Origin of the sequence: Hymenobacter qilianensis, from assembly GCF_014489555.1 — a bacterium.
Taxonomy (GTDB): domain Bacteria; phylum Bacteroidota; class Bacteroidia; order Cytophagales; family Hymenobacteraceae; genus Hymenobacter; species Hymenobacter qilianensis.
The window spans coordinates 1-26430 of the sequence record NZ_CP060788.1; the positions used below are offsets into that span (position 1 = coordinate 1).

Here is a 26430-nt window from a genome sequence, read left to right on the forward strand (position 1 = left end):
GGTTCGCTCACTAAGGCGTACGTGCTCCTGCTTGGCAATAGTGGCCAGGATACCGATGATGGCATCCTTGAAAATACCGGTGCTATCCAGATGCTGCTCGGTGAACGACTTAAATTGTCCCCCGATAAGGATAGCTTCTGTAAGTGGTTAAGGGTTCGGTCATGTCCTCGCGACTGAATCTATCGAGGGCCCAGAAGATGACGACATCGAAGCGGCGCTTATGAGCGTTCTCGAATAGCTGTAGAAACTACGCCCGATCCGCGCGTGCGCCGCTTTCATTATCAATATACTCGTGATGTATAGTATAACCTCTTCGAGCGGCGAAGGCCCATAATTCTCTAAGTTGGTTTTCATTGTCTTGGCCATTATCGCGGGTGCTGACGCGGGCATAGATGGCGGCTCTCATTTAAGTATTGAATTCTCTTTTTAAAATAGCTAGGACGTCACCAAAGGTCTCTTTTATATTATCCTTCTTAAACCTAAGCTGCTGTATGCCATAGATGTTACTAAACTCCTCTGCTCCTTCTTCCAGTAGCACAATTGCTCGGCTAAAACCTAATTTCCCTTGGAATAGCCCCGTTTCATGAATAACGTTCTGTCTAGCTCGCTTTTCTCCACCCTTCATTTCATCTTCTGCCGTTAAAACAAGAAGTGCAAAAGTGGCATTATTAAGCATGTCATCAAGTATATCCCGAATGGTATGACCACCTCTTGCCCCAGTTTCATAAGCCTCCACCTTATATCCATGCTGGTCAACTAGGTGATCTTTTAGATTACGCCATTGAAGGCTTCCTCCATGTCCGATGAAAATGACGGGAGATACCTTGTTAATCTTAGTCGGAACTACGAGTGAGGTTTCTAAAGCATCATCTAGTAGGGAGAATACTCTGGTGATATGTGGTTTTATATCCCTCTCATCCTCTACTGTTACAACTGTATTGACTCCGAAGTCATCATTGTAGAAGACTAGTGTAAATCGAAATGTATGGGGAATGTTGTATACATGGTAATCATAGTTGACATTAACACTTGCCTCTTCCGGCTTCTTTCTGTACTCATCAATGAAGTCTTCTATCGCTTTATGCTCCCAGATTGTATCACCCGTCTTAATAGTAAAATATAAATTTTTTAGTTGTCCATGACTTTTATCATTTAGCATCTCAAGGATGTTCTTTATCACATTTATTTTGAAGTAAGCGCTACGATAAACCGTCTTCCTTTTCATATTGAAACTTGTCTTTTTAACAAATATAGCCCCCGAAAACCACGGTTTTCGGGAGCTTCTGCGTGGGTGTCAAACGAGTCCGTCAAACGGCCGGTTGCTGGACAGTGCCTAGGTATAGAATCACCACCCAGCGCGGGTTACCGGGAAGACGCGGGCGGAGCCGTGGTTTGGGTCAGAAGGGTTCCTAGTTAAGCCCCCACATACCTGCCCTTTTTTTCGGGCCCTATCTGGTTCGCCCTTGGTAATTGCCTCCTTGGTGACCTAGTAGATAAAAAAGAGGAGGCGGGCCCGGCAAGGTCTGGCTTGGCGAGCCATCGCTGCGGTATTTGTCCCGTTAGGCCCTAGTGCTGCTCGACCCAATACCCTTTCACGCGCCCGTGGCCGGTATACTGGACTACCAAAAAGTTGGGGTCTATCGTCGACCAGCCCACCGGATAAAGCATGAGCGTATCGGGCCGGCCGTGTTCGCGATAGAAAGCATTGATGCGCCGACTCGCTTGAAGCGTGGCCGCCCGCAAGTGCGCCCGGTTTCCGGATTGGTAGAGCTCAGGGCGGATCGCGCCGATGGTGTCGGGCATGGTGATATGCTTCGGTAGGCGGTTCTCCACGCCTTCTTTGTAGGGCGGACCCAGCAGGGCCAGCACCGCTGCGCGCGGCAGGCCCGGCCGCAGGTGGTGGGCCATTAAATCCTGCACCATCCGAGCTCGCGGATTAGCGTGATCCGTCATCTCGGCATTTGCTAGCCACACGGCCTGGTCGAAGTGCGGGGAGGAGTGGCAGGCGCTCAGGAAGCCCCAGGCGAAGATGGTCGCAAGGTTAAAGGCACGCATCGGGGAGTAGGATCGATGATGGATCTTAAAGGTAGGGCCGGCTGAAGCGATGTCGGCAAATAACGCCCTTTGCTCGCCAGCAGGACCTGGTTAGAGCTACGCACCCTGCTGCAATAAGGGCGAAGGCTTGCCCTGCATGTCTCCTCGGCCCTGGCCGGAATTAAATAATTTAATCATCCCCAGCCTCCGGGTTGGAGCTACTCCCTAGTCCCGGGTCCACGGCAATTAAATTATTTAAGATGAGCCCTCTGCGAACAGCAGGGGCGCTACTTCCCAGTGATGGCCTCAGGCATAAGTATAAGGGAAAAGGGAGACTAACCGGGCAACGGGTTCTACGGGCTTCAGGTGGGTATTTTTAAGGAAAACCCAAGGTGTTAGGCTCGGAACAGGTTGATCTAGGGTGGGTAGCGCTGCGGCTTGATGGCGCAATGCTGAGCGATTTACTTGGGGACCACTTAAGCTTGGCGGTGGCTCTTGGCGACCATAAGGGAAGCCATTAAATTATTTAATTAAAGTAGAGTCCCGCAGGAGACAGACCCTAGGGCCTGTGAGGGTCTCTGAACTTGGCTAGAAACCCAGCACGATCTGGATTCACCCGATCGGTCGGTGCCTGTCTGACCATTTCAATAAGACCCGATCAGACCCTATACAGCAGGAACACAATGGTGCCGAAACCAGGGATATTGTAGCACCAATAACTCGATCACTACAGCCTAATATTTTGAGTAAAGGTCGTAACAAGTAGAGTTTACAGAGTTTTTATGCGAACTACTGATTTTGTGTACTAAAACCGTCAAGTCGCAGTTTAAGGCAGATGCTGTAAAACTCGACCGCAGGGCCTATAGCCGCTGCTACCCCAGCAACCTTGCTAAGCTGAGTCAGTCCCCAGAAAGACCGAGTAAACTGCGGTGACTGACCCACCCACTTCGTAAGCTCCTGCTTCATGATGCGCTCCACGTAGTCGGCGTACTCCACGGGTGTCACCACGCTATCGTGCACGGTGAACAGCGGGATGTGTGGGCAGCGCTGGTGAATGCGCTTGGTGATGACGCGCAAAAACAGGTGCGCTTCCAGCAGCTGTAGCAGCCGGGGCAGGATGCTATGGTCTTTAACCTTGAGCGTGCGGAACACTTTGGCCACAGTAGGGAAGAGTTCGGCAAATGCTGTCTTCGCCATTGACTTGGTGGAGTTGCGCGAGAACAATACTTCGAACAGCATCACTTTGATGTCGTCGCGCTCGAACGGTACTTGCTCTCCCTGGGAATTGAGGGCTTGTTGGACGTTGGTATAGAACTCACCACTGGCTGTCCACTCCCGGAACTTTTCAATATCATCATTACCAGTGCGTTGCACTATTCTAAGCAGAGTAATGTAAGAGTGTTTGTTCTTTCTCTTCTTCATTTCTTCCCACACCTTTAATCCCTCCTTTTGAAGAGTTAAAGGCACGCGGCCCCCTTTTCGACCCTTGGTGAAGGGACTGTAGAAGGAGGGGTTCAGCAACAGGTTGGCTAGAAACGGCTGACTGTTTTTGAGGTCAATGGCAACGAGCTGCCCGTAGCCTTCGGCGTAGACAAACGGCCGCAACTTACCGCTCATGTTGGTGAGCGTGGTATGTAGCCGACCTACCTTAGCATCAAGCACGGTGTTGAGGTCGCGCTCGACCAACTTGGCGACGGATGTAAACCGTTGATCGTACTGTTCCTCAGGATCTTTAAATACCACCTCCCCATTCGGCCCGGGCTTCCGTTTAGGCTTTCGCAACGAAGGGTCCCGCCGCACCCTGTCGCGCTCCTGGGCAATGAAGCGCAGAGCCTCCTCTTGCCGAATTCGCAATGGGGTGGTTTTGGGATCGAGCCACTCCAGCAGGTGGCTGTAGTCCTGCCGGATCTGCTTGGTCAGTTTCGACTGTTTAAGCCGAACCCGGTTCAGCCGACGCATGACAGCCGCATCTTTCAGCCACACAATGCGGCAACTCGGGCCATCGACAAGGGGTACATCCCAGCCCTTCCGGAAGCGCGCTGCAAAACGATACCCGCGACACTTCCCAACATCACCGTCCCGTGGCACCACGAAATGGTTGTCCGTTTCCAGCAGGTTCGTATCGACGGCGTACTGCAAATACTCATGGTAATTGGGCAACCACTCCCGCAGCCGAGTAGAACTCAGGTGCACATAGCCCAGCTGCAAATCCAGCTTCTCCGCCATTTTGCGGTTGGTGGCCGGAATAGCCGACACCAAGTGCAGGAGGTGAACCAGTTCGTCGGAATGAAAGCGCGAAAAGGTCGGTGGGTGAGCGGCCAGATGCCGGTCAAGGTCCAGGTCAGGAGGTAACAGTCGTAGCATCGGGGAAGGAGACACGGATGGGCTTCAAACCATTCAGGGACCGAAGCACAACGCTCAGCCCCTGAATTGGTCGAAGAAGAAAGCCACACCAAGGGTTGTTATTTCTTGGGTGAGGGCTTCGGTTTGGGTAGGGTTTCTACCGTGGTCGTGTTGGGGCGCCGCTGAGCTTCACGCACAGTAATAAATTCGCCAGTCCGGGCATCTCTGCCAATTTTTGTAGCCTTAGCCATAAGCGTAGGGATTGGGTTAACAAGGCGGCTTGTTCCGATCTTGATATTATAAATATACAAAATATATCTGGTATTTAAATCCTGTTTACGGTATAAAAATAAAGTTTATTTTGTGGACAAAAAAGCTCTAAATGGACTATTTGCCATCGTTAACTTAGGGTGGCACCAGGATATCTTTTAAGGTTTTAATTCAATTTATCGTTCTGTTTTTCAAGTCCAAACACTGCAAAAAAGTTGTATTGCGGATTACCTTATAAATCCCGGCTTTTTTTGCTCTCAACCCGAGGCTCACGTGGATCCTTCTCGGAGCTGCTTGGGTCCCGCAACGATTTAAGAATTAAATTATTTAAGGAGCGTTCGTTCTGCGGAAAGGAGAGTTCCGCTTTTATCTAACACTCGCTCGAAAGGGGCTTGTGCCCCAGCGGCCGTATGTCATCTAATATAACGTCTCACCTAAATCGGCCATTTTAGGACTATTGAGGTGAAATAGAAGGCACATAAACCTATGCCGGTTCCTCCCCGGGGTTCTCAAATGCGGAAATTCCGCCGGTGTTACCGCTGTGGGCTTAGCCTCGGGAGATTCGGGATAACAATCGTAGTAGCCGTCTTCGTGGCTCTCTGACTCTGCCAAGCGGTCGAGTCGATAGCGATTGTCCGTTGCTCCAGCAACTCCAGCTGATGCCTAGCTTTGTACTGTTCAAGAGCTATCGGAGCAGAGACGAGGGCCACCGCTCCTACGAAGGCAATTACGAGGTTGTAACGGCCCGCTATGTGGGCAGCTTGAATAGTAGCGTTTTCTTCTGGGGACATGCTATAGACGGTGGGGGTTAAGTCTGTGAGCGGGGAAGCGCCCATTGGAGGGCTCAATGTTAACAGCACGAAGGAACGGGGTTTCCCCAGCGCCAGAAAACGCGAGCGGAGCAAACCACTCCTATCGAAATTACGCCGCCCTACGCCTTGGATTCGGGGTTTCTCGGCAGATACTACATTTCCCTGGCTTTCTTTCATAAGGGGAAGTACGGCCCGTATAGGACCGGCCCAAAGTCAGTGGGCATGGTTTCAGTGAGGACGCCGACAAATATGAATCATCCCAGTGCCTATCCGGCTCAAGCTGGGGGCGAAGTTGTGGCTACGAGGGATGCAGCAATGAATTCGACGACGTGTGGGCATGAAAGTGCTATACTCATAAGGTACTGCGCATTGGTAACTGACCTTCGGGTTTCGCCGCACCTTTCGTCGAGCAAACCAAGGCGACACCAAACGCACCCAAAGGAATGTGCGAAAGCAGGGTAGGTGGTAGGCTTTAGAAAGAAACACCCCCGTAAAAGGGCGGTTTATTTTTCCCAAAGGTCAGACCAGCCCGTACCGAAATGGCGTCAGGACATCCCAGTTTTCCCGTTTAGAACCAACCACCCCTTCAGCTCCAGCGGCTATGGCTCCTACAGGGTTGCATTTTCGGGTTTTTCCGTACGTGGGAGGAAATTTGGATTCTTCAGATTCCCCGGCGATGTTCCAGCGGCTGATAGAAGGCAGGCGCTAAGTCGTGGCTGGTATCAAGCATTACAAGGACAAAACCAGCCAACTTAGGACTGATAACGCCCGCCTTATCAGTACTGCCTTTTGACGCTTTACAGTTGCGAAACGAGCGTTTAACAACTGTACACCCTCCCGTACAAGGACCGATACGACCCTTGTTATCGAACCTTATCCAGAGAGACGCGATGACCTAAAAATGCCGGTCAAACCGGCCCTGCGTCTCTACCGCTTTTTTATGGGCCGAAAGGGCTGGTAGGGGTACCCCCTGTTTCTCGCCCGTGAAAATGGCAACTTTACGACAGCGCGGAGCAATAGAAATCCTAGAATAAGGAAAGATGAACCTAACGGAATTAAAGCAAAAATTGGATCACTTAGGCGTGAAACCCAAGAGCTACTCCCTCTTTGGCGAGTTGACGCCGGACACAACTATTTTAGTACGTAATTACTACAAGTGGGAGGTTTTCTATTTAGATGAGCGTGGGGGAAGAAATGATGAACAGACATTCTTATCTGAAAGTGATGCGTGTGACTATCTGTATAAGATTTTCGCGGAAAGTAGAAGAATTGAAATAAAATACGGCGTCAATACGTAAGTAGGGTTCAGCTAAATTGGACTTTCCTGCCCCTAGTTGCCCTAATGGCTTATAAGAGCACTTCCTTCCCATGACGGCCGAACTGGACGCCCTACTCTTCGCCCTTCCCTTAATGCCCCGGCCGGAAAGCTCCCCTTTCAATGCCGAAGGGTTCGTGCACCAGAATGGCCAAGCGCCGCCCGAATACTTGCAGGCGATGGCTCGCTATCAGGGTGGAGCCGGGCAAGTGGGAACAGCATATCTTGATTTATGGGAGCCGGCAGACGTGTTGGAAGCCAATGCGGCCTATCAGGTAGAAGAGTTTGCGCCGGGATTCACCATTTTTGGGTCGGACGGGGGCGGCATGGCTTACGCCTTCGAGCGCACCAGCGGGCTTATCTATGCGTTTCCCTTCATCGGCATGACCATGGCGGAACCCGCCACCTTCCGGAGTCACTCCTTTGAAGGGTTTTTGATGGGGCTAGCAACGCAGGGTGACCAGTAAGGACTCCACGCGTACGCCCGGCTGGGCAGCTAGTGGTGGTAAAAGTGACTTTACTTGCTGTGAAAGGTCGTTTGCAGCATGTAAAAAGGGGATGAATAGGCTGCTTACAACTGGATGATGGTCTGTAGCCCTTTCTGGGCCGGCAGGTAGAAAAGCGTCGTATCCCCGGCTACAAACGCAGCCGAGTGCGGGAGCCAGCGAACAGCCACCCACCGGGGACTAATCGAGCGCACGATGGTTAATTGCCAGTTCCCAGCCGGAAGTGGCCTCACGTAATGGTTACTTAGGGTATCGCGCAGGTGCTGGTAGAGGAACGTGCCCAGTGGTACTTGTAACAAGCGCGGATTGACTGTTCCGGTTAGGGCCTGCTCTACTCGTACAGGCGGGGGCAACACCGCTGTACGGGGCGGTAAATGCGCTTGTGCCCAACCCGTCAGGGGAGCTACGAGCATCAACGTGAAGAATGCTTTTACCATACCAAATAAAGAGTCCTTACAACATACCCTTTTTTCTCTAACCCCGGGTCTGTAGTGTCGAAAACTATGCGCTGGTCCTACTAAAGTACCATTCTGCTAAGTAAGTCAACAAGAGCTTAATTTCTATCTATTTCCAAGAAGGCTCTTATAACTCTTGTTATGTAAATGACCATTTCCGATATCAGCGATCACTCACTACTACTAAAAGCCTCTTTGTTTTCTTCTACTTCGGATAGCCCCACCCTCTTAGCCGTCGATGTCAACGAGAAAGGTGATTTTGGCCAACTTTTCTTCTTGGAAAACTAACGTTGCCAGCACGTCGCCTTCAACATTGATGACCTGCAAGCAGTCTTGGCTACGAGGGAGTCCCAGTTGGTGCAAGACGGTCCTTTTCTCCGTCCCCAGTACGAGTAAGGGAGCCAACAAGGGTTCGGAACGGGTGATCGTAAAGGCCGCCGTAAACGTGTTGTCTGCACTGGTAAAGCAGGTAAACTGGTTCGCCCCGTTGGAAAAAGAGACTAAGCGTCCGTCGCCGAGTTTCGGCGCTCGTTTGGCGCGCACATAGTGAGCGCCGACTAACCGAGTGTAGGAAAGACGTTCGGTTAACCCACTGAGGAAGGCATTATTCGTTGTTTCGGTAAATGGTGCCTGCGGCACGCGCGCCTGGGGAAGGCTGTCTGGTAGAGGAGAGCAGAAAAAGGTCAGGATCAGCAACAAGGGAAACCACATGAGTACAGAAATTAGCTCGGCGCGAACCTAGTGAATAAACCAAAGGAATCGGGTAGCAAAGACCGCACCTGCCAAGCAAAAACTAATTGTGAGAGTGAGCAACGGGGCTTCTTCAGGGTGTTGAAACAGAAGCGCACCTAAACCAACTCTTGTCCGAGAAGGTGGATTATGTAAAGCAACAAACTGCTCTCTGTCCTCCTCCTTCGCTTGAGGAGTAGATTTGCGCGTGTACTATCAGTTTGCTTAACTAAGCTTATGAAATTTATTATACACCCATAAAATGAGTAACAGAAGTAGATTCCCTATCAAGGCATAAAATACTAGAGACATCATTATAAACGGTTGATAATGATTGTCCCTATAGTATATCCAACTGATAAGGTTGGTGCAAAGAACAAGTAGCCACCAAAAGAGTGATGCCTTTATACTCCTTTTCATCTTCTTAGTCATATCAAAGTGCCAGTACCATTTCAAATGTAAAGTGGGCCTTAGCGATACGTATCCGAAAAGGGATTATTATAGTAAAACATCACTCCATTGTCTAATAATGGCCATTATGTATATGACGTATGCCGTCTTCCGTCTAACGGCTTACTGCACGATATGACTACGCACCAGCGTCCAGGTTTGGGGCTGGTCGTTATACCAGGTGCGCTGGCGTACGATCCCCACGTGCGGGGCCCAATAGTAGTGCGAGGGCCAGCCGTACTCGGACCGATCACTCAAGGGGATGTTTACCTCCAGCACGTCGGCATAGGTCGTGTTCCCGATTGGGACGGGCGCGGTGTGCCAGTAGGACTTTAGCTCTCCGAACAGGTAGCCCACGGGGGCCTGATCCCGGGCGATACGGTAGGGAAAGACGGTGGTGCTGCCCTCATCGGCCGTGCTGTTGGGCAGGGAGAGGCCGCGCCGAATAGTCCAGCACGGATAGCCGCTGATCGAAGCATCCTCTGGAATCGAGAGCCCGCAGGTGCGAAACACGCTATAGACCCGCTCCGGCCCGCCCCGGCTCGACTGGGTCAGCAGGCGGAAGTTCTCGTACTTCTCATTGACGCGGTTATACTGTTGGTCCCAGCGCCGGGTCACGAAGGCTTCGCGGTGGGTGACCCAGACGCTGTCGAGTTGGCGGGAAGCCGAGTCCTGGTAGATCCAGTAGGTGCCGGGCTCAAACAGGGTGTAGGCCTTCAACTCGGTGGGCAGGGGCATGGCCTCGGGCTCGGGTTCGGGTTTTTTGCAGGCGAAGGGGACGACGAGCAGCAACGAGAGCCACCGCCAGCGGTTCATTGCGACAAAGGCTACAGACAAGCAAGGGGTATCCATACCTAAGGCTGGGCGTAACAACCGTGCCACCTTGGTGCGGGGCCGTCAACCGATAAAGGACGCCGTACCCTTGCTTTTGCGAAAGCTGCGCTAGTTAGACAAAAGGCAGAAAACGGGCTGCTGCCAGCCGGTCTGGATTCTGAGAATAGTTGCTTAACATAACGTATGTTATATCCGTCTTGAATTTATCCTACTTAGGGCGTGAACCAAGCGTAGGCTTCTGGGAAGAGGTGTCCGAGAAGATCTTTTATGTCAATCAACTATTCCGCGAAAGTAGATAAAAGGTAGACCCGCCGTTTCTACTTTTTGTCTAACTAGCGCGTTTTCCAGAATAACATGCGTCGTATCTTTTCGCCTCTTTCCCTCGCCCTACCTGTATGCGGCGCGTAGCCCTCTTCCTGTTTGCCTTTCGTGCCCGTGCCGGGGCCTGTTACCAACAAGTTGTGCTTCCTGCTAAAAAACAAAATGAATATTCAAGAAGGATTTAAAATTGACGAACCCGGTATTTTCATTCCCTGGGGCATTGACGAACATATGTTGACTCAAAAATTGAATGGGCACGGCTATAACCATGTAACAACCGGCTATTACACCATCTCATGCAAATCCTTGAATGGCCTGAACTGTATGCTTGGATTTCACTTCGAACCAAGAAAAGATGGGTTCTTAAATGAATTAGAATTTTTTAGGACGGATTATAGTGACCCAGGGAAATCATTCACTGAATTCCAATCCTATTTTGAAGCTGAATTTGGGAAACCGACTTTGGAAGCAAATGGAAACGAAGGATTTAAAAATTATGCCTGGAATCTCGATACCGTTCAAATAGTTCATTATGTATTCGACCGATTTGGGCCAGAAGAACACATGAGAATCAAAAAAATAAACAAGTCCGAAAGCACCACAACCGCTAAAAGCAAGCGGGCGGATAGTATTAAAAGAAACGATAATATAGTAACTAACCTTTGGTCACGGCTGATCGGCAAGTAGCTGTCAATCCCGCCTGCTCATAGCCGCGGCCCGTTATGGGGACGGTGCTCGACGAAGCAACTGGGCTACCCGTGCGCCCCGTGCTCATGGCAAAAAAGAACACGAACTCGGATCAGATAACGACGGATTCCGCGGGACGCTTCACCTTGTCATCTATCGCTGGCGGCTGGCGCTGTCCCCAAGTGACCCTTGTGGTCGAAGCCCGGCCCTATCAGCCGGTGGAAATCAGCATGCCGGCTGGGGGCAAACAAATGATTTATCTTTCTTCCTTGTCCCGCCGTCTACCGAAAGGAAGCGTGAAGCACTTGAATTAAGCCTTGTGCTTCACATAATGCCGTTTATACGACGAAAGGAGGCTGCACGAGCCCTTCGACGACTGGTGATTCGGCATTTTTTGGCGGCCCTGCAACCCAAAAGAACGCTAGCGTCTCTCCAGGGAAAGACGCTAGTGCACCTTTTCCATACAACCCGATGAAATTGCTGTATTCCTGGGCCGTGGGCCTGCTGGGCTTGACTGCCTGCTCCAAAGAAAATAACGTCACTCCTCACCTTCAGGCAGCTTTTAACCAAGAAGTGACGCTGCGCTATTCCCAAACCGCCAGCCTGCCCGACCTGCAGGCCCCTGAGTTGACGCTTACCCTGGAAGACGTGCTGGATCAGCGGTGCCCGCCCTGCTTTTCCCCGGGCACGGTCCAAGCCGTCCTGGCGGTCCAGAGCCAGAACGGCGAGCGGCAAGCCGTCCGGCTGTGTTTGGGGTGTGGTAGCGCTACCGGGCTGAGTGATTCGGCGGCGGTGCAGGCGAATAATCAGCGCTATGTGCTGACCCTGCACCAGGTCACGCCCGTGGACACCGGCAGCGGCGGCAACGGCCCGAAAAAAGACAAGCAAGCGGTGCTGACCGTCCAGCGATAAGTGGGAGCCCCGACTCTGCCGTGGCTGCGCGCCGTCCTGACGGGCCTCGTCCTGCTGGCCACCACCGGCTGGGCTGCGGCCCAGCTGCCCGCCTCGCAGTGGTATTTTGGCCGGCAGGCGGGGCTGGATTTCCGGCCGGGTAGGCCGGTGCCCCTGACCGATGGGCAGCTTACGACCTTCGAGAGTTGCAGTAGCCGGGCCGACAGTCTGGGTAATTTACTTTTTTACACCAATGGGCTGACGGTCTGGAACCGTCAGCACCAGGTAATGGCGGGCGGTACTGGGCTGCCGGGCGACGTGTCAGCCGCCCAGTGCCTGATTGTGCCGCAGCCCGGTCATGGCGACGTTTACTACGTGTTTTTGCCGGCTGAATACAATCAACCCACCGGGTTTCGCTACGCCCGGGTGGATATGCGCCGGCAAAATGGCTTGGGGGAGGTTGTCCTCCGCCAGGGGCTACTCCACGGCTCTTCTACTGAGCGCGTGACGGCCATCCCCCACCAAAATGGGCACGACCTGTGGATACTGGGCCACGAGCGCGACTCGGATGTGTTCTTTGCTTACTTGCTCACGGCGCAGGGGATCACCGCTCCCCCGGTGCTGAGTCGTGACGGCTTTGTCCACCAAGGCAGCCAAGTCGTGGGCCAATTGAAAGCGTCACCGGACGGGCGGCGGCTGGCCCTTACGGCGGGCACCTTTACTCCGCCCCCGGGCAAAGCCGGGCCAGCGTGGAACTACTGGACTTCGATCCGGCCACGGGCCGCCTGACGAATCCCGTCCTTCTGCCCCCAGCCGTGCTGACTAGCTACGGGGTAGAGTTTTCCCCGGACGGGACCAAACTCTACGTCACGGATCCTTCGGCGTCAGCGCTTTTCCAGTACGATCTGACCGCCGCCAACCTCGCCGCCTCGGCGATGCCAATTGAGGATGCCTCGGTCGCAGGACAGGCCCTCAGCGCCAAGTTCGGCCTCCAACTGGGCCCCGACGGCCGAATATACGTGGCCCATACCGACCAGGCGGACCGGACCCTGGGCGTGATTACGGAGCCCAACCGTCGCGGGGGCCTGTGCGCGTACGTGGATCAAGGAGTGAGCTTGGGGGGGCGCCAATCCTGGCACGGCCTGCCCTCGTTTATGCAACGGGATCTGTGGTACTTCACCGGGCAGGGCACGTGCCAGGGAAGTCCCTATGCCTTTACGCTACCTATCACCTATGGGGCTGACTCCGTGCGTTGGGACTTCGGAGACCCGGCCAGCGGGCGCAACCAGTCCACTTCAGTAGCGCCCACCCACGTCTACGCGCTGCCCGGCCGTTATCTGGTCACGCTCACGCTTTTCCTGCCCGGCGGCTACCCCTTCGCTATCCGCCGCTACATGGCCGTGGCCCCGCGCCCGGTGGTCAGCCTGGGCCGGGATACGGCCCTATGCCCCGGCCAAGCCCTGGTGCTGACTGCTGCCCAGGCCGCCACCTATCGCTGGCAGGATGGCTCCACCGCCGCCACCCTCCGGGCCCAGCAGCCGGGCTGGTACTGGGTGGAGGTGACCAACGCGGCCGGCTGCACTACCCGCGACTCGCTGCGGCTCACCGCTGCGCCCGTGCCCCAGGTGCGGTTAGGCGCGGATACGGTACTCTGTGTGGGGCAGGCCCTGACCCTGCGGCCCCGCACCCGAGAGGCGGGCACCCGCTACCGCTGGCAGGACGGATCCACGGGCGCGACGCTGCTGGTCAACCAGCCCGGCACCTACTGGCTGGAAGGCACTAACGCGGCCGGCTGCAGCCAGCGCGACTCGCTGCGCCTGTTCTACTTGACCCCGCCCACGATCTACCTGGGCCCCGATACGGCCCTGTGTGCGAGCCCCGAGCAGCCCTTCGTCCTGGATGCCACGCTGCCGGGTGTGCGCTACCGCTGGCAGGACGGCTCGACGGCGGCCACTTTCACCCCCACTCAGTCAGGCACGTACTGGGTGACGGTGTCCACGCCCGTGTGCAGCGCCACGGACTCGATCCGGGTGCGCCTCTACGACTGCCGCCAGCAGGTGTTTGTGCCCAACATCATCACCCCCAATGGGGACGGGCGCAACGACCAGCTGCACATCACCGGGCTGGGCACGGCGGCGTGGTCGCTCAGCCTGTTCAGTCGCTGGGGGCAGGCGGTGTTCCGCACCGAGCACTACCAGCAGGACTGGGACGCGGCGGGCCTGCCCGCGGGCAGCTATTACTACCTGCTGCAGGAGCCCACGACGCACCGCAAGCTGGTCGGCTGGGTGGAAGTTGTGCACTGAGTTCTCCCTGGCGCGGGGCCGGATCAACCACTTGCGGAGACACCCGTTAGTTACGGAAGTTGCCGAAGCTACCTAACATAATGCGGGTGACTGTTGCAAAACACCCAACAGGGAATCCAGGCGGTTGCCTGGGCGACAACTAGCGGCAAAAAAGACTGAAGGAGCGTTCCTTGTTGGCTGCCGAGGGGACTCACTGATCTGTTTGCCGCTACTGCCAGACTTTTGCAACAGCCACGCGGCTTATACAACTACTTTCGTGACCAAACGAGCCATAGCCCCTCTGTTCCGCCCCCCTACCTTTTGACTGTGGGATGCCGCCCCTACAAAGCTTTGCGGACGCCCCCAATACCCTCCCATTCCCTCGGTCAAGGTTGTGCGCCATGCCTCCCCTCGCTGGTTTGTAGCGTATGACGACGATCGCTCGTGCTAATTCTCGGCCGAAAAGAACCTCCCTATGACCTCATTTGATGATGAACGATCAGGTGAAATACAATAGGAATAAGGTGAGTAGAATGCCCTTCTCAGGCCCTATCCGAAAGACGATGGCGGTTTAAATCACCCTTTCGCCGAACGGGCTGCTGCGGGCTAGCGGGGAGCGCTAGCCAATTCCCCTGCCTTAGGAAGTCCTTTTCATAACGTATAAAACACTGATAATCACCTGCCCATCTTCCTTCATGGCCAGCAGTAAAGTCTGAATTGCCGACATGTTGAGTTGTGGCTTCCCGGCCCAGCGGGTAGGTTTACGGTGGGGTGCACCACGGCTCCTCCTCACGCGCCGCTCATGCCGAAGTACTACGCCCGTTTTTTCTTCCGATCGGGCCGCAGCGGTGCCGCGCGGCCCCGCACCATACCCCGGCACACGGCCCTGAAGGCCTTGCTGATCGGGCTGCTGCTGGCCGGTCCGGCCTGGCGCCCCGCGCAGGCGCAAGCGGTCGTTCCCCCCTGGGAAGTGGCCGTGGCGCTGGGCCGGGACCAGACCCCCTACATCCGAGCGCTGACCACCGACGAGGCGGGCAACCTCTACCTGGCAGGCTTTTTTTACGATTCCCTGCGCCTGGGCGACCAGCTGCTACGTAGCCGCGGCGGCCGGGACGGCTTTATCGCCAAATGGAATCCCTCGACGACCCGCTTTGAGTGGGCCCAGCAACTGGCCGGCGCTGAAAATGAAGAAGTGATCACCCTGGCGACCGCCGACAGTAGCGTTTATCTCACCGGCACCTTCACCAGCAGTAGCGTGCGCCTGGGCACGCTCCTCCAGGCCGCGCAAGGCGGCACCGGCGATGACAACGCCTTCGTGGCGAAGCTCTCGGCGACCCGCACGGGCCCGGTGGCCACGTGGCTGCAGCTGATCGGCGGCGGGGGCGCGGTGCTGAACACGCTCGCCGTCGCGGCCCCCACGTGTATGTGGGGGGCGCCTGCTACGGGCCGCTGCGCTTTGGCCGCACCCAGCTAGCCGACCGCCCAAGCCTTGGGGGCCTCAACGCGTTCGTGGCCAAGCTGACCGATACCGGCCCAAGCGCGCGCCGCGAGTGGGCCCATGCCGCGGGAGGCGCCCTGAGCGCGCTAGCCGTGGGGCAGCAGGGGCTTTTTCTGGCGGGTTCGTTCCGCGGGGTAGCCGGCGAGCTGAGCCCGGAAGCCCTGCCCACGTCGGGTAACGGCAACCGCTACCTCTACGTGGCCAAGCTGGTCGATACTGGCGCCGCCGGCCTGCTGAGCTGGGTACAGCCTGCGGCCTACGCCCAGTCGGCCTGGGTGAGCGCGCTAGCTGTGCGGGACAGCAGCGTCTATATCGGGGGCAGTTTCTTTGATAAAACGCTGCGCCTAGGCACCAGCGTGCTGACCAATGCGCGCCACGGCGGCGGCACGGATATCTTTGTCGCCAAGCTCACCGATACCGGCGCAGCCGGCCGTTTCACCTGGGCCCAGCGCCTCGGCGGCCAGGGCTACGACGAATGCCAGGGGCTGGCCGTCAACGAGACCGGCCTCTACCTGGCGGGTGAGTTCGGCCATTCCCTGGACGCTGGCCCCGGACGCGTGGCTTCCGTGGGCGGGCAAGACCTGCTGGTAGCGCAGCTGCGGGATGCGGGCCCCACGGCGACCGTCGCCTGGGCGCAGTCGCTGGGCAGCCCCGCCAACGACGCCGCCTGGGCCATTGCCCTGCGCGGGCCGCGCGTGTACGTCGCTGGCCACTTGGTGACGCCCATCCGGGTAGGGGCCGGCCCCTTGGTGGAACATTCGTTTGTGGGTCTGCTGCGGGCGCCCGTTCCAGGCCCGGAGCGGGCAGCCGGGTCGCCCGTCGCCCTGGAGCTGTACCCCAATCCGGCCCGCGGCAGCGTCAGGGTAGCGTTAGCGGCGTTGGCTGGGGGCACGCAAGCCACCCTCACGCTCGTCAACGCCCGGGGGCAGGTCGTGCGCCGGACAACGCAGACCGTGTCCGAGACTGGCCTTGACTACGCCTGGTCCCTGGCGGAGCTATCGGCGGGCATATATCTGCTCCAGGTGCAAGCCGGGGCCACCCGTCTCAGCCGCCGGTTGGTGGTGGAGTGAAGAGACGGTCACGCCTACGAGTAAATAATACGCAGTGACGCGTATCCGACTGCTATTGATTAGCGCGTACAGCCGTCCACAGGGCCTGGTTAGCGCTCCTAGTCGCAGGCAGTTGCCGCTTAAGAACAAACCCCCTAGGCTATTGACCGCGTTTTGCAACAGCCACGGCCATTCTCGGACACTGTTGCCGCAGGGGTCAGCCTTTTTCTAGTCCCTCCGCTCGACCTCTCCATCTCTTTCCTGTTGTGGCTCTTCCTGCTCGCGCCTGTCGGGTGTAGTGCCGCGGGTCGCCTACCCGGGCCTGGCGTAGCCGGCCCGCGGGGAGTAGCGGAAGCGCGCAGGGAGGCCCGACCGCCAAATACGGTCAGAATATTGCACAGCTCGTCCCGCCACTGCTGAGCCGGCAGATCGGGTAGGTGTGCTCCCTGCGGGCGGCCACCGCGCCGGCTGCTTCGGCCGCCCGGTGTTGTTTTCCTTCCTTGTTATGCTGCTACGTCTACTCCTTTGCCTGTCCTTACCTGTCCGCTGCTGGGTCCGCGGGGCCGCCCTGCTCGGGGCCTGCCTACTGGGGGCCGGACCGGGCTTACCCGCCTCGGCCCAGATCCTAACCACTCAGTGGGAGAAAACCCTGGGGGCCCCGCAGGGGGGTTTGCTGCACCGTGCGCAGCAAACCCGCGACGGCGGCTATCTGCTCGGGGGCACGAGCAGCTCCGCAGTGGGAGGAGATAAGAGCCAGCCCAGCCAAGGCTACAACGATATCTGGATCGTCAAGCTCAATGCCCAGGGCACCAAAGTCTGGGATAAAACCTACGGAGGGGACAAGGACGAGTACGTAAGCGCCGTGCAGCAAACCCACGATGGCGGCTATCTGTTGGGCGGGACCTCCAAGTCCGGCGTGAGTGGGGACAAGAGCCAGCCCAGCCAAGGCTATGATGATTACTGGATCGTCAAGCTCGATGCCCAGGGTAACAAAGTCTGGGATAAAACCTATGGGGGCACTTAAGTGATTATGTGCGGGCGCTGCTAGTTACCCCGACGGGGGCAGCCTGGTCGCCGGCATGACCACGTCCGGCCGCAGCGGGGATGTCACCCAGACCGGCCCGGGCCCCGCGGATTACTGGCTCCTCAAACTCGACGCGCAGGGCAACAAAGTCTGGGACCGCACCCTGGGCACCAGCATGGCCGACCATTTGGAGGCCCTGGTGCCCACGCCCGACGGGGGCTACCTGCTGGGCGGGAGCACGGATGCGGGCATCGACGGGGATAAAACGCAAGCCGCCAATGGTCGCCGCGGAATGCGGGACTACTGGCTGCTCAAAGTGGATGCCCTGGGTCAGCGGCAGTGGGACCGCAGCTTCGGGGGGAGTGAAGATGAATACCTCAAAGCGCTGGTGGCCACGCCCGACGGGGGCTACCTGCTGGGGGGAAGTTCCGACTCGTCGCCCGGCGGCGATAAAACCGAGGCCCGGGTGGGTGCCGGAGACTACTGGGTGGTCAAAGTCGACGCCCAGGGCACCAAGCAGTGGGATAAAACGGTCGGTCGCCCCACGAAGACGTCTTGCGCGGGTTGCAGGTCACGGCCGAGGGCGGGTACCTGCTGGCGGGCGATTCGCGCGCCCACGAGAACGGGGGCACCGACATCTGGCTGGTGCACCTCGACGCCCGGGGTCAGGTGCTGGCCGAGCGCACCTTGGGAGGGGATAAGGAGGATCTGCTCATGGATCTGCAGCCCACCAGTGACCAGGGGTTCGTGCTGGGGGGCTGGTCGCCGAGTGGCTCCAGCCAGCCCCCCAAGCTCACCATGGCTACTGGGTCGTCAAGCTCCGGGGATCCGCCGCGCCTATCCAGGCCCAGATCAGCGGTGAAACGGTGCTCTGCCCGGGGGGGAGGTCGCGCTGACGGCCCTGACGAGCCCAGGGGCGACCTACCACTGGAGCACGGGCGCTACCACCTCGACCCTGGTCGTGAAGCAGCCCGGGCTGTACACGCTGCGGGCCACCTTTGCCGACGGGCGCCAGCTGACGGCCTACCACGTGGTCACGGCCTTCACCGCCGCCCTGCGGATCCAGGGCGACTCGCTGCTGGGGCCCGGCCAGACGGTGGAGCTGACGGCCACGACCACAGGGGCCACGGCCTACCAGTGGAGTACGGGGGCCACCACGCCCACGCTGCGCGTCAGCCAGCCCGGCACGTATTCTGTGCGGGTCACCTATGCGGGGGGCTGCACGCAGCAGGGGAGCCGCGTCATTACCCGGGCCCAAGGGCCGCCCGAACTCCCCGCTACCGGGCCGCCGCCCGGGCTCCCCGCCGGGGAGCCCGCGGAGCTGCGGATTCCCAATCTGATCACGCCCAATCAGGACGGGCGCAATGAGCGCTTCGTGATCCCGGGCCTGGCGCAGCAGGCGTGCTCCCTGGAGGTGTACACCCGCTGGGGGCAGCGCGTGTTCCAGCAGGCTCCCTACGCCCACGAGTGGGGAGCGCAGGCCGCCGCCGGGGTTTACTACTATGTGCTGCGGCTGACCAGCACGGGGACCGTCTACCGGGGCTGGCTGGAAGTGATCCGCTAGCGGGGCCCGGCAGGCGTAGCCGATTACGCGTGGTCTTCCAACCGCCGTATCCGGTAACGCCCCTTCCCGGTGAGGGAAGCAGGGCGGGCGGCATCGGCTCGGCGCCTCCACGTTGCCCGGATGGCTTCCCGGTTTCACGGGGCGCTGAACCATAGCTCGTCGCAATGCGGTGCATCCAGTAGCAAAACAGGTTTCTAGGAGCAGCAAGAAAGAGCCCTATTGCTTTCTCAGGCTTACCGCTAAACGTAATGGCCTTTATACGACCGAGAGCCTCGGTCCATGCAACCTTCCGGCCGGCGGCGGGCTCTGCTGCTTACCGGGCCTACTCCTGCTCGCTCGCTAGCTAACCTACTAGGATGATGACCTATTCTACCCTGTGTGCGCTCGTCCTGCTGGGGAGCGGGCTGCTGACCTTCACCGCGTGCGACAAGAACGACCCCGAAAGCTGCACGTCCTCGGTAGTGCCGGTGCCGGCCGACACCTACGTTTTCCCCATCGTACCGGGCACGCCCGCCTGGGCCACCTTTCAAACCGGGGCGGAGATGGTAGCAGCCTGCCAGCTGCCCGCGGCCACGCTGCCGCGCATCTCCACGGCCGGCTTAGTCGCTACTTGCTTAACCTATCCGTTGTTGGGGAATATGCTCGCCGCCAATTCGCTGCAACGCGGTACGCGGGCGCAGCTAGCGAACTTCAATGGCTTCGGCGAATTGCAGCAACGCCCCAAGCCGCAGCCCTGCTGCTGGAACGCTACCAGCAAATGCGGCCCGCTTGTTTACCGGAGAAAAAACAGGCCGGGGATTGGGGGGCTTACACGTTTGAGTTCATGTACCTGGAGATGATCCTAGCCCAGGAGGAGTATCTGGCCCAGTTGTCCTCCCGAGAGCGCCGCTCGCTCGTGCGCGAAGCGTTAACCACATACGCCGAGAAGCAGCGGCACGGCGACGTATATGGCGTGTTGGGCTACATGACCACGGCCTTCGTGATGGCCCGCGTCATGTAACAGGAACAGTATGCACCCTTTCTGGCGACGGTGAGGACCAATCCGGAGATGCAGCTGTTCGTGGCCGAGGTACAGGTGCTCGCAAACTCGCAGACGTTGGCTATCGTCCTAGAACACGCTAAAAACTTTACGCAACCGTAGATTTGCTCGCGGATGAACACGGTGCACCCACTGGGGACGGACTGCAGGATCTACTTCCTGTGGCAGAAGAGGGGGTGTTGAGGGAACAGTAAGGACCAGGGATTCGGGAGGCGTGCGCTTCTTCCAGCATGAAATTGGTCATTTACATGGCGGAATCTTATTCCTCCCTTTTCCTTTTCAGCAACCTTAAGTTACGGCGGGTAGGCGAACATAGGATAATGGCCTTTCTAAGACAAAAATCCCTTACGTAAAGCAACGTTTCTAAGGGTGATTGGCGGCGAAGAAGGCAATCATTCAGTGCGCCCTATCACTAGGTCGGGAGCGGCGACAAAGCACCTGATCGACGCACCTTGGCTAGTCAATAGGCCAGCCTACAAATCGCGCCCACGCAGCCACGAAAGATACGCGGTGGGATCCTGCGTGTCTTTCGTGGCTGCGTGGGCGCGGCGATACCACCCACCAGAATACCTGGGAGACTGCTCGAACGAGTGGCAGATGCAGAAAGGATTGTAAGCCGGTCGCTACATAAGCAGTTACAGCACCAGTAGATGACCCGTATAGGGGCTGCCATCAGCCGTAGTGGCACGTAGGGTGTAGCGTCCCGCGGGCAGGCCCCGCACCGAAATGGTCGCGTTCGGGGCAACCATTTCGGTGCGCGCTGCCCGGCCCGCGGCATCGAGCAGCTGCACGCTGCGGCCGACGAGCACGTCTGCTACCTGCACGGCGTCAGAAGCTGGATTAGGGTACACGGGCAGCGCCTGGGCTACGGGGCGGCCCTGTTGCGTTGCCAGAACCGTGTTGCCTAAATGCGCTAAAAAGGTTTCCTGCGTGGCGGTGGTACTGAGCGTTAGGGAGCCAAAGGAGCAGGTATTCGCAAAGCGTCCCACAAGGTAGGCATTATCACGGGCGTCAAAGCCCAAGTGCAGACCGTAATCGAGTCCCGGACCTCCGGCCTGCTGCACCCAGCGAACCTGTCCCTGGGGGGTGTAAGCGGCCGCTACTATATCCTGGCGGCCGGCACTGGTGAGCGTGCCTGAACCCAGCCGGGCCACCTCCGCAAAGTAACCCGCGACATACGGGTTGCCGGCCGCATCCAAGCTTACACTGAATAAGTTGTCGGAGGCAGGACCACCCACCGATTGCACCCACTGCAAGGCCCCTTGCGGGGAGTACTTGACGAGGCTGCCATCTAGGTTGCCGGCTCCCGCTAGCGTGGTGCTCCCAAACGTAGCGCTCCCCGTAAAAGAAGCGGTTACATACAGGTTTCCGGTGGCATCGACCACCCCCTGATTGACCAAATCCTCGTCCACCCCACCGAATTGCTGGACCCACTCGAACGTGCCCTGCGCGCTATACTTGGCCACCAGCACGTCCCCCTTGCCGCGGCTGGTAAGCGTGGTCGTCCCGAAGATGGGGCTTTGGGTAAAGGTATTTAGAATATAGGTGTCGCCCGTGGGGGATATCGCTAGTTTGGGATAGGTATAGGAGACACCAACGCTACTCGTGAAAGGGGCATACTGGAAGGCGGGAAGCAAGGACTGCAGCGCGCCGGTCGCCGCCGAAAGGCGGGCCAGAAATACCCCTGCTAGGTTCGGGACATTGATGGTCGTGGATTCGATCGTAAATGGATTATTGAAGTAACCCGTCAGGTACACCGTGCCCGCCGCATCGATTTTAATGCCTCCGCCCACGGCGGTGTTATTCGGCGGGGTACTTCTACTCTGCTGCGCCCATTCGGGGGTACCCTGCGGCGAATAGCGGACGACCATGACCTTGCTCACGGTAACATTGCCGCCGACTAAGGACACATTGTTGCCCAGGGCCATCGAGCCGGAGAAATCACCCGTGACATAGGCATTACCGGCCGCATCTACGGCGACGTCCGACACGTAATCCGAGCCAGGGGAGCCTACCTGGCGTACCCAGGCCAGCGCCCCAGCGGGCGTGTATTTGGCGAGGTAGCCGTCGGTGTTACCCGCGCTGGTGAGCGTCGTGCCAGCGATGGTCGTTGTCCCATCAAAATTCCCCGTTTCGTAGGTGTTGCCGAAGGCATCCACTGTGGCCACGGCACCATAGGTAGCGGTAGGTCCGATGGCGCGGACGCTGGACCACGCGGGCGCTGTTTGGGCCCCCGCCGTAAGGCTGAACAAGCTACTGGCTATCCCGCCCAGGGTACGAATTAGGAAGGAGGGGGTAAAGGATTTAATCATCTATAAAGGGACTGGTGACAATAAAAATGCAAACGATCGATAAGGACCCCGATGACCTCACTAGCACGGGGTGGAGACGCGACGGCCCCACGCTCTTTCCTGCGCCGAAGCAGCGGAGGAAGCGTAAGTAGGGGGAGAGTACCGCGATGCCTGCTTCCGTGCGGCGAAGTAACAGCATAGGGAGGAGCAAATCTACTAGCGGTGGTACTTATTCGGGTTTGGTGCCTCACACCCCAATCAGGACACATTGAAGGCAGCTATAACCGGTATTATGTAAAGAAAACATTCCGCGAAAGCAGACAGGCTGACAGACGCCCCTTTTCTACTTTTTGTCTAACTAGCATCCCTTTGATAAAAGCAAGTAGAGCGCTCGTTTCCATCCTTCATCATGCCCCCAGCTAAACGCTTTCCTCCCCGTACCTTCTTAGGGGCTATGGCCCTCTACAATGCCATAGGAGGAGGTCTAGGAATACTCTTAGCGCTCGTGGCTACCTTGGTTGCCCTGCAACAGAAGGAGGTTGAGTGGGCTACCCTCTCTTGCTTGTATTTCGTCGGGGCGTATGGCGTGGGCATGTATTCCTATGTAGCGTATCACCGGCGGCAGGATCCCACGTGGATCGGCATCTATGCCCTGTTACAGCTGCCCGTGCTCACCTACGAGGGACTACAGTATGCGCTCAATAATGGGGTTTGGTTCCTCGTGGGCCTGAAGGCCCCAGCCAACCTGACCCTGCAGTTTGACCTCTACACCATCAAGTTTAACTTTTCGCTGGAGAGTTCAGAGCCGACAGTTATCGGGGTGAATATGATCTCCTGTCTCACGCTCTATTATCTCTTTGTACGCTATAAACCGCCAATTTCAGCGCCTACCGAAGGGGGTAGCTCAATTTCTAATAGCTAAACTTACTAATTGAACGGGTTTAACATAATGCGGATTATCCGACTAAAGGAGGCTGCGCGGGTCCTTCAACGATAGGGGGGCGGTGGTTTTATGTGGCGGCCCTGCAACCCTACAGAACGCGCGTGTCTCTCCGGGGAAAGACTATATTGCACCTTTTCTATACGAGACGATGAAATTGCTGTATTCTGGGGCTGTTGGCTTGCTGTGCGTGGTGGCCTGCACGAAAGAAAAGAACACGACCCCCATCCTCGATGCGGCCTTTAACCAGCCCTTCACGCTGCGCTACACCCAGCGCGCCAGTCTACCCGACCAGCAGGCGCCCGAGTTGATCGTGACCGTGACCGACGTGCTGGATAAGCGCTGCCCGTCCTGCGGGGACGGCGGCTTTGTCACCACTGACTTGCGCGTAGAGGATCAGCAGGGCAGTGCGCAAACGGTGACGCTGTGCTTGTACTGCGGCCCCGAGATCAGCGATACGCTCACGCTGCGGGCCAACCGCCGCCGCTACGGGCTGAGGCTGCACCAGGTGACCCCGGCCCCCCTGGCGGGGCCCGCCTCCCTGAAGAAAGAAGAGAAGCACGTCGTCCTGTCGGTCCAGCGGTGAGCCCTGCGGCCGTTTATTGTTTGACATAATGGCCATTCTAAGACACCCTAATAGTTATTGACGTAGGTCTGGGCCAAGGAGGTAGAAAAGAAGCGGCCCTCTTTCGCGAATCGAATCTCATAGTAGACCCGTTCCTTTTTCTGCTTTAACCATACTTGAGCCTGGCGATGTTCGAAGGGATATGTATCAATCGTGATGATCGCTTCTTTATGCGGGAAATACAGGGCGGGGTACTCGTTGCGCACTACTTGGCCTTGTAACTTCACATACCAGTCCTGGTAATACAGATTAACCTGCGTGAGCGAGTCCTGCAGCTGGGGAAAGCTCAGCTCTTGGTCAATGGGCTTGACCAGGAACGTATCTGTCTTGGTCATAAGCTCCATATACAAGGCGTTATCGACCGTGCCTCTATCGGCTACGACAGAATCAATAAACACGCTCAGCTTCGCAGTCCCGGCTACCTTGTAATGACTATACTGGGTGGTCCTGGGTTCCCGGTCGCACGAGGTGCCCGTTACCAGGCTGATGAACAGGGCCACATAGAGGGCAGACGAGAAAGGACGCGAGGTGGAGTTCATTAAGGGGCCGGTACGCCTGCGCAGGAGGATACTCCCTGCTGCTACGGTGCTAGGGCGAGTAAAGATAGCGTAGGGCTGAGTGGCCAGCCCACCCGTATCATTCATCATGAGCTACTCTCCTAAGGGGCAGCCGCACAAGCTGGGATTCGCACTCCTCGTATCTGATGGGGGGGTAATTATCGGTTTCGTCACGAATCGTTACTCTTGTAGTCGGGCGGGAGTAATTTTCCTTCGCCGAGTCCTTTCGAGCAGCTAACTAAGAAGTATGCGTACCAAAGTCAGTATCGGGGCCATTCAGCCGCTCGCTCTCAAATGGATGGCGTTTCTGTTCACCGCCGGTATCTGTGCGCTGGTGACGGTAGGGTTCGTGGGGTCGGCCAAGCCGGGGTACTGGTTCGGCTTGATCCTCGTTGCCCTCCTGCTCGCTTACAGTTACTTTAAGACGCTACACACGGCCAATATCTACGTGTGCGATTCCCATTTCCTCATCGAGCACGCCATCCAAGGCACCCTTCAAAAGGACCTGGGGCTCTATCGTCACATTGAGTCGGTCTATTTTTTTGCCTACCGAGTGGTGTTTAGCGATGACACCCACTACTACTTCTTACCCAGTTTTAAGGGCCTGTGGCAAGACTTCACCAAGGACAGCCAGGGGTATTCGAACTACGTGCGCCGCCTGATCGGAAACGCTCCATCTACGACTCCCAGTTCGGAGCCTGCCCCATCAGCCGTGGGCTAGCCCAGCGCTTGGCGAGAAGAGAACAACAAGCTTGGATAAGGGAAAGCAAGTAGCGACTTAAGCGGGACGCAATTATGAGTCTAGTAGTAAGGAAGTCGTCCCCATAGCTAGTGGCTTACCTAAGTCGTTGCTAAACATAAAAGACCTTCTCGGACACAGTGTCTTAAAATGCCCATTTAGGTTAGCCAGCAAACGGCTGCGGGGGCTCCGGCGATGTTTCCAGTCCAGCGAGTTTTGGATGGCATGTGTTGATGCGTTATATTAAAGAATGTTCACTTTACAATATTGCTTGCAACTAAGTTGATGTTACCCTGCTCTACAAGTTCAAGCACGTACTTATTCTCAACTTCATACTCGTATGAAAACTCCAATTCTTACCTGTCTTCTAAGTATTCTATTATTCACGAGCAGTAGTTGCGAAAAGGAAGATTCACCAACCTCTTGTGCAACACAAAGCCCAGTAGTAAGACAGGTAAAGGATGCGGAGGGGGTTATTGTATTCAATTCTGAGATGGACAGATACCTTATTTACTCATCTCAACCAGGAACCATTGACGTCGTAGCCATCGGAGTAGTATGCGGCGATTTGCCCGAGGGGCTAAAGCAAGTGGGAAAGGAAGTTGTTTTTAGTGGCATTTATAAGAACTATACGCCTGCATCCATGCCCCCAGTCGGCCACACGTGGTATTACTTAGAACTCTCCAAAGCAGAGTTGAAAGGGGGGAACTAGTAAAATCTCTAGGGCAGGTACTTCCACCAATGGGTTGGAACTTGCATTACTGTAAAATATCAGAAGTAGACAAAAGGCAGAAAACGGCGTTGTGCTAGGCTGTTTGTTTTCTAAAAATTGTCGCTTAACGTAATTGGAGTTATACCCCCGTCCGCGGAAAAGTAGTAAAAGAGGCATATGAACAACCAAAGCAATAAGTTTGGATATTACCAGTGCCCTTGTTGTGCGTACTATACCTTTCAAGAGCCCGCTACGGGACATTATGATATTTGTCCCGTCTGCTATTGGGAAGATGATCCAATTCAACACGCGGATCCTGCGTACGAAGGCGGGGCCAATCAAGTGAGCTTAAACCAAGCGCGGATCAATTATAGGGACTTAGGCGTGACAGAACCGCCATTTAAACGGTACGTGCGCCCTCCCAAACAGGAAGAACTACCCGATGAGCGATAACCTATTTTGT

Annotated in this window: 27 protein-coding genes; 17 read left to right on the forward strand and 10 right to left on the reverse strand. The window is 56.8% G+C overall.

What is annotated here, in order from left to right; genetic code table 11:
- Positions 1–247: 247 nt before the first annotated feature.
- From H9L05_RS27140 to H9L05_RS22605, 4 genes are all read right to left on the reverse strand, one after another.
- Complete coding sequence (locus H9L05_RS27140; protein WP_187734698.1) at positions 248–406, reverse strand: recombinase family protein; 159 nt, start codon at positions 404–406, stop codon at positions 248–250.
- Positions 407–1180 (reverse strand): TIR domain-containing protein, encoded by a 774-nt coding sequence (locus H9L05_RS22595; protein WP_187734699.1) that lies wholly within the window; start codon positions 1178–1180, stop codon positions 407–409.
- 386 nt (positions 1181–1566) lie between these two features.
- Entirely contained in the window at positions 1567–1953 is a 387-nt protein-coding gene (locus H9L05_RS22600) for a hypothetical protein (RefSeq protein ID WP_187734700.1), read from the reverse strand.
- Positions 1954–2823: 870 nt separating this feature from the next.
- Positions 2824–4398, reverse strand: a complete 1575-nt coding sequence (locus H9L05_RS22605) for a hypothetical protein (RefSeq protein ID WP_187734701.1) — start codon at positions 4396–4398, stop codon at positions 2824–2826.
- A 2101-nt stretch (positions 4399–6499) separates the two neighbouring features.
- Between H9L05_RS22605 and H9L05_RS22610 the strand changes: the two genes are divergently transcribed.
- Positions 6500–6757 (forward strand): hypothetical protein, encoded by a 258-nt coding sequence (locus H9L05_RS22610; RefSeq protein ID WP_187734702.1) that lies wholly within the window; start codon positions 6500–6502, stop codon positions 6755–6757.
- 70 nt (positions 6758–6827) lie between these two features.
- A complete protein-coding gene (locus H9L05_RS22615; RefSeq protein ID WP_187734703.1) occupies positions 6828–7241 on the forward strand; it encodes a hypothetical protein in 414 nt (137 codons plus the stop codon).
- 104 nt (positions 7242–7345) lie between these two features.
- On the opposite strand, the gene H9L05_RS22620 is transcribed toward H9L05_RS22615, so the two are convergent.
- The 3 genes from H9L05_RS22620 to H9L05_RS22630 all read right to left on the reverse strand — a co-directional run bounded on the left by H9L05_RS22620 (position 7346) and on the right by H9L05_RS22630 (position 9766).
- Positions 7346–7717: a hypothetical protein gene (locus H9L05_RS22620; protein WP_187734704.1), complete on the reverse strand. Its 372-nt coding sequence runs from the start codon at positions 7715–7717 to the stop codon at positions 7346–7348.
- Positions 7718–7963: 246 nt separating this feature from the next.
- The gene (locus H9L05_RS22625; protein WP_187734705.1) at positions 7964–8446 is read right to left on the reverse strand and encodes a hypothetical protein; all 483 of its coding nucleotides are present in this window, start codon (positions 8444–8446) and stop codon (positions 7964–7966) included.
- 591 nt (positions 8447–9037) lie between these two features.
- Entirely contained in the window at positions 9038–9766 is a 729-nt protein-coding gene (locus H9L05_RS22630; protein WP_187734706.1) for a hypothetical protein, read from the reverse strand.
- A gap of 465 nt (positions 9767–10231) precedes the next feature.
- On the opposite strand from H9L05_RS22630, the gene H9L05_RS22635 reads away from it, so the two are divergent.
- The 7 genes from H9L05_RS22635 to H9L05_RS22665 all read left to right on the forward strand — a co-directional run bounded on the left by H9L05_RS22635 (position 10232) and on the right by H9L05_RS22665 (position 17500).
- Positions 10232–10756, forward strand: a complete 525-nt coding sequence (locus H9L05_RS22635; protein WP_187734707.1) for a hypothetical protein — start codon at positions 10232–10234, stop codon at positions 10754–10756.
- Positions 10757–11227: 471 nt separating this feature from the next.
- The gene (locus H9L05_RS22640; RefSeq protein ID WP_187734708.1) at positions 11228–11668 is read left to right on the forward strand and encodes a hypothetical protein; all 441 of its coding nucleotides are present in this window, start codon (positions 11228–11230) and stop codon (positions 11666–11668) included.
- Positions 11669–12436 (forward strand): hypothetical protein, encoded by a 768-nt coding sequence (locus H9L05_RS22645; RefSeq protein WP_187734709.1) that lies wholly within the window; start codon positions 11669–11671, stop codon positions 12434–12436. It begins immediately after the preceding gene.
- Positions 12437–12702: 266 nt separating this feature from the next.
- Positions 12703–13950: a T9SS type B sorting domain-containing protein gene (locus H9L05_RS22650; RefSeq protein WP_187734710.1), complete on the forward strand. Its 1248-nt coding sequence runs from the start codon at positions 12703–12705 to the stop codon at positions 13948–13950.
- Between the two features lie 781 nt (positions 13951–14731).
- A complete protein-coding gene (locus tag H9L05_RS22655) occupies positions 14732–15403 on the forward strand; it encodes a hypothetical protein (RefSeq protein ID WP_187734711.1) in 672 nt (223 codons plus the stop codon).
- Positions 15286–16497, forward strand: a complete 1212-nt coding sequence (locus H9L05_RS22660; protein ID WP_187734712.1) for a T9SS type A sorting domain-containing protein — start codon at positions 15286–15288, stop codon at positions 16495–16497. The genes H9L05_RS22655 and H9L05_RS22660 overlap by 118 nt, the downstream gene beginning before the upstream one ends.
- Before the next feature lie 484 nt (positions 16498–16981).
- The gene (locus tag H9L05_RS22665) at positions 16982–17500 is read left to right on the forward strand and encodes a hypothetical protein (RefSeq protein ID WP_187734713.1); all 519 of its coding nucleotides are present in this window, start codon (positions 16982–16984) and stop codon (positions 17498–17500) included.
- A gap of 4 nt (positions 17501–17504) precedes the next feature.
- Here the strand turns inward: H9L05_RS22665 and H9L05_RS22670 are convergent, their stop codons facing one another.
- Entirely contained in the window at positions 17505–17771 is a 267-nt protein-coding gene (locus tag H9L05_RS22670) for a hypothetical protein (protein WP_187734714.1), read from the reverse strand.
- A 1104-nt stretch (positions 17772–18875) separates the two neighbouring features.
- Here H9L05_RS22670 and H9L05_RS27145 point away from each other — a divergent pair.
- The 3 genes from H9L05_RS27145 (at position 18876) to H9L05_RS22685 (ending at position 20064) form a co-directional block, all read left to right on the forward strand.
- The gene (locus tag H9L05_RS27145; RefSeq protein WP_394368517.1) at positions 18876–19064 is read left to right on the forward strand and encodes a T9SS type B sorting domain-containing protein; all 189 of its coding nucleotides are present in this window, start codon (positions 18876–18878) and stop codon (positions 19062–19064) included.
- 356 nt (positions 19065–19420) lie between these two features.
- On the forward strand, positions 19421–19903 hold the full coding sequence (locus tag H9L05_RS22680; RefSeq protein WP_187734678.1) for a hypothetical protein: 483 nt from the start codon (positions 19421–19423) through the stop codon (positions 19901–19903).
- The gene (locus tag H9L05_RS22685; RefSeq protein ID WP_187734679.1) at positions 19900–20064 is read left to right on the forward strand and encodes a hypothetical protein; all 165 of its coding nucleotides are present in this window, start codon (positions 19900–19902) and stop codon (positions 20062–20064) included. Before H9L05_RS22680 ends, H9L05_RS22685 begins: the two co-directional genes overlap by 4 nt.
- A gap of 674 nt (positions 20065–20738) precedes the next feature.
- Here H9L05_RS22685 and H9L05_RS22690 read toward each other — a convergent pair.
- Positions 20739–22415, reverse strand: a complete 1677-nt coding sequence (locus H9L05_RS22690) for an SBBP repeat-containing protein (protein ID WP_187734680.1) — start codon at positions 22413–22415, stop codon at positions 20739–20741.
- A 484-nt stretch (positions 22416–22899) separates the two neighbouring features.
- On the opposite strand from H9L05_RS22690, the gene H9L05_RS22695 reads away from it, so the two are divergent.
- Together H9L05_RS22695 and H9L05_RS22700 are read left to right on the forward strand one after the other, a co-directional pair.
- Positions 22900–23316 (forward strand): hypothetical protein, encoded by a 417-nt coding sequence (locus H9L05_RS22695; protein ID WP_187734681.1) that lies wholly within the window; start codon positions 22900–22902, stop codon positions 23314–23316.
- An 82-nt stretch (positions 23317–23398) separates the two neighbouring features.
- Positions 23399–23920 (forward strand): hypothetical protein, encoded by a 522-nt coding sequence (locus H9L05_RS22700; RefSeq protein WP_187734682.1) that lies wholly within the window; start codon positions 23399–23401, stop codon positions 23918–23920.
- Positions 23921–23967: 47 nt separating this feature from the next.
- Here H9L05_RS22700 and H9L05_RS22705 read toward each other — a convergent pair whose 3' ends face one another.
- The gene (locus H9L05_RS22705; protein WP_187734683.1) at positions 23968–24498 is read right to left on the reverse strand and encodes a hypothetical protein; all 531 of its coding nucleotides are present in this window, start codon (positions 24496–24498) and stop codon (positions 23968–23970) included.
- A 265-nt stretch (positions 24499–24763) separates the two neighbouring features.
- On the opposite strand from H9L05_RS22705, the gene H9L05_RS22710 reads away from it, so the two are divergent.
- The 3 genes from H9L05_RS22710 to H9L05_RS22720 all read left to right on the forward strand — a co-directional run bounded on the left by H9L05_RS22710 (position 24764) and on the right by H9L05_RS22720 (position 26420).
- Complete coding sequence (locus H9L05_RS22710) at positions 24764–25237, forward strand: hypothetical protein (RefSeq protein ID WP_187734684.1); 474 nt, start codon at positions 24764–24766, stop codon at positions 25235–25237.
- A gap of 358 nt (positions 25238–25595) precedes the next feature.
- A complete protein-coding gene (locus H9L05_RS22715) occupies positions 25596–25967 on the forward strand; it encodes a hypothetical protein (protein ID WP_187734685.1) in 372 nt (123 codons plus the stop codon).
- A 177-nt stretch (positions 25968–26144) separates the two neighbouring features.
- On the forward strand, positions 26145–26420 hold the full coding sequence (locus H9L05_RS22720; RefSeq protein ID WP_187734686.1) for a CPCC family cysteine-rich protein: 276 nt from the start codon (positions 26145–26147) through the stop codon (positions 26418–26420).
- Positions 26421–26430: the final 10 nt, after the last annotated feature.

What these genes read in the sequence shown, in the direction of transcription:
- H9L05_RS27140 (WP_187734698.1), bottom strand. Translation starts at nt 406, where the DNA reads ATGAGAGCCGCCATCTATGCCCGCGTCAGCACCCGCGATAATGGCCAA.
- H9L05_RS22600 (WP_187734700.1), bottom strand. Translation starts at nt 1,953, where the DNA reads ATGACGGATCACGCTAATCCGCGAGCTCGGATGGTGCAGGATTTAATG.
- H9L05_RS22605 (WP_187734701.1), bottom strand. Translation starts at nt 4,398, where the DNA reads ATGCTACGACTGTTACCTCCTGACCTGGACCTTGACCGGCATCTGGCC.
- H9L05_RS22610 (WP_187734702.1), top strand. Translation starts at nt 6,500, where the DNA reads ATGAACCTAACGGAATTAAAGCAAAAATTGGATCACTTAGGCGTGAAA.
- H9L05_RS22615 (WP_187734703.1), top strand. Translation starts at nt 6,828, where the DNA reads ATGACGGCCGAACTGGACGCCCTACTCTTCGCCCTTCCCTTAATGCCC.
- H9L05_RS22620 (WP_187734704.1), bottom strand. Translation starts at nt 7,717, where the DNA reads ATGGTAAAAGCATTCTTCACGTTGATGCTCGTAGCTCCCCTGACGGGT.
- H9L05_RS22625 (WP_187734705.1), bottom strand. Translation starts at nt 8,446, where the DNA reads ATGTGGTTTCCCTTGTTGCTGATCCTGACCTTTTTCTGCTCTCCTCTA.
- H9L05_RS22630 (WP_187734706.1), bottom strand. Translation starts at nt 9,766, where the DNA reads ATGGATACCCCTTGCTTGTCTGTAGCCTTTGTCGCAATGAACCGCTGG.
- H9L05_RS22635 (WP_187734707.1), top strand. Translation starts at nt 10,232, where the DNA reads ATGAATATTCAAGAAGGATTTAAAATTGACGAACCCGGTATTTTCATT.
- H9L05_RS22640 (WP_187734708.1), top strand. Translation starts at nt 11,228, where the DNA reads ATGAAATTGCTGTATTCCTGGGCCGTGGGCCTGCTGGGCTTGACTGCC.
- H9L05_RS22655 (WP_187734711.1), top strand. Translation starts at nt 14,732, where the DNA reads ATGCCGAAGTACTACGCCCGTTTTTTCTTCCGATCGGGCCGCAGCGGT.
- H9L05_RS22665 (WP_187734713.1), top strand. Translation starts at nt 16,982, where the DNA reads ATGCTGCTACGTCTACTCCTTTGCCTGTCCTTACCTGTCCGCTGCTGG.
- H9L05_RS22680 (WP_187734678.1), top strand. Translation starts at nt 19,421, where the DNA reads ATGATGACCTATTCTACCCTGTGTGCGCTCGTCCTGCTGGGGAGCGGG.
- H9L05_RS22685 (WP_187734679.1), top strand. Translation starts at nt 19,900, where the DNA reads ATGATCCTAGCCCAGGAGGAGTATCTGGCCCAGTTGTCCTCCCGAGAG.
- H9L05_RS22690 (WP_187734680.1), bottom strand. Translation starts at nt 22,415, where the DNA reads ATGATTAAATCCTTTACCCCCTCCTTCCTAATTCGTACCCTGGGCGGG.
- H9L05_RS22705 (WP_187734683.1), bottom strand. Translation starts at nt 24,498, where the DNA reads ATGAACTCCACCTCGCGTCCTTTCTCGTCTGCCCTCTATGTGGCCCTG.
- H9L05_RS22710 (WP_187734684.1), top strand. Translation starts at nt 24,764, where the DNA reads ATGCGTACCAAAGTCAGTATCGGGGCCATTCAGCCGCTCGCTCTCAAA.
- H9L05_RS22715 (WP_187734685.1), top strand. Translation starts at nt 25,596, where the DNA reads ATGAAAACTCCAATTCTTACCTGTCTTCTAAGTATTCTATTATTCACG.
- H9L05_RS22720 (WP_187734686.1), top strand. Translation starts at nt 26,145, where the DNA reads ATGAACAACCAAAGCAATAAGTTTGGATATTACCAGTGCCCTTGTTGT.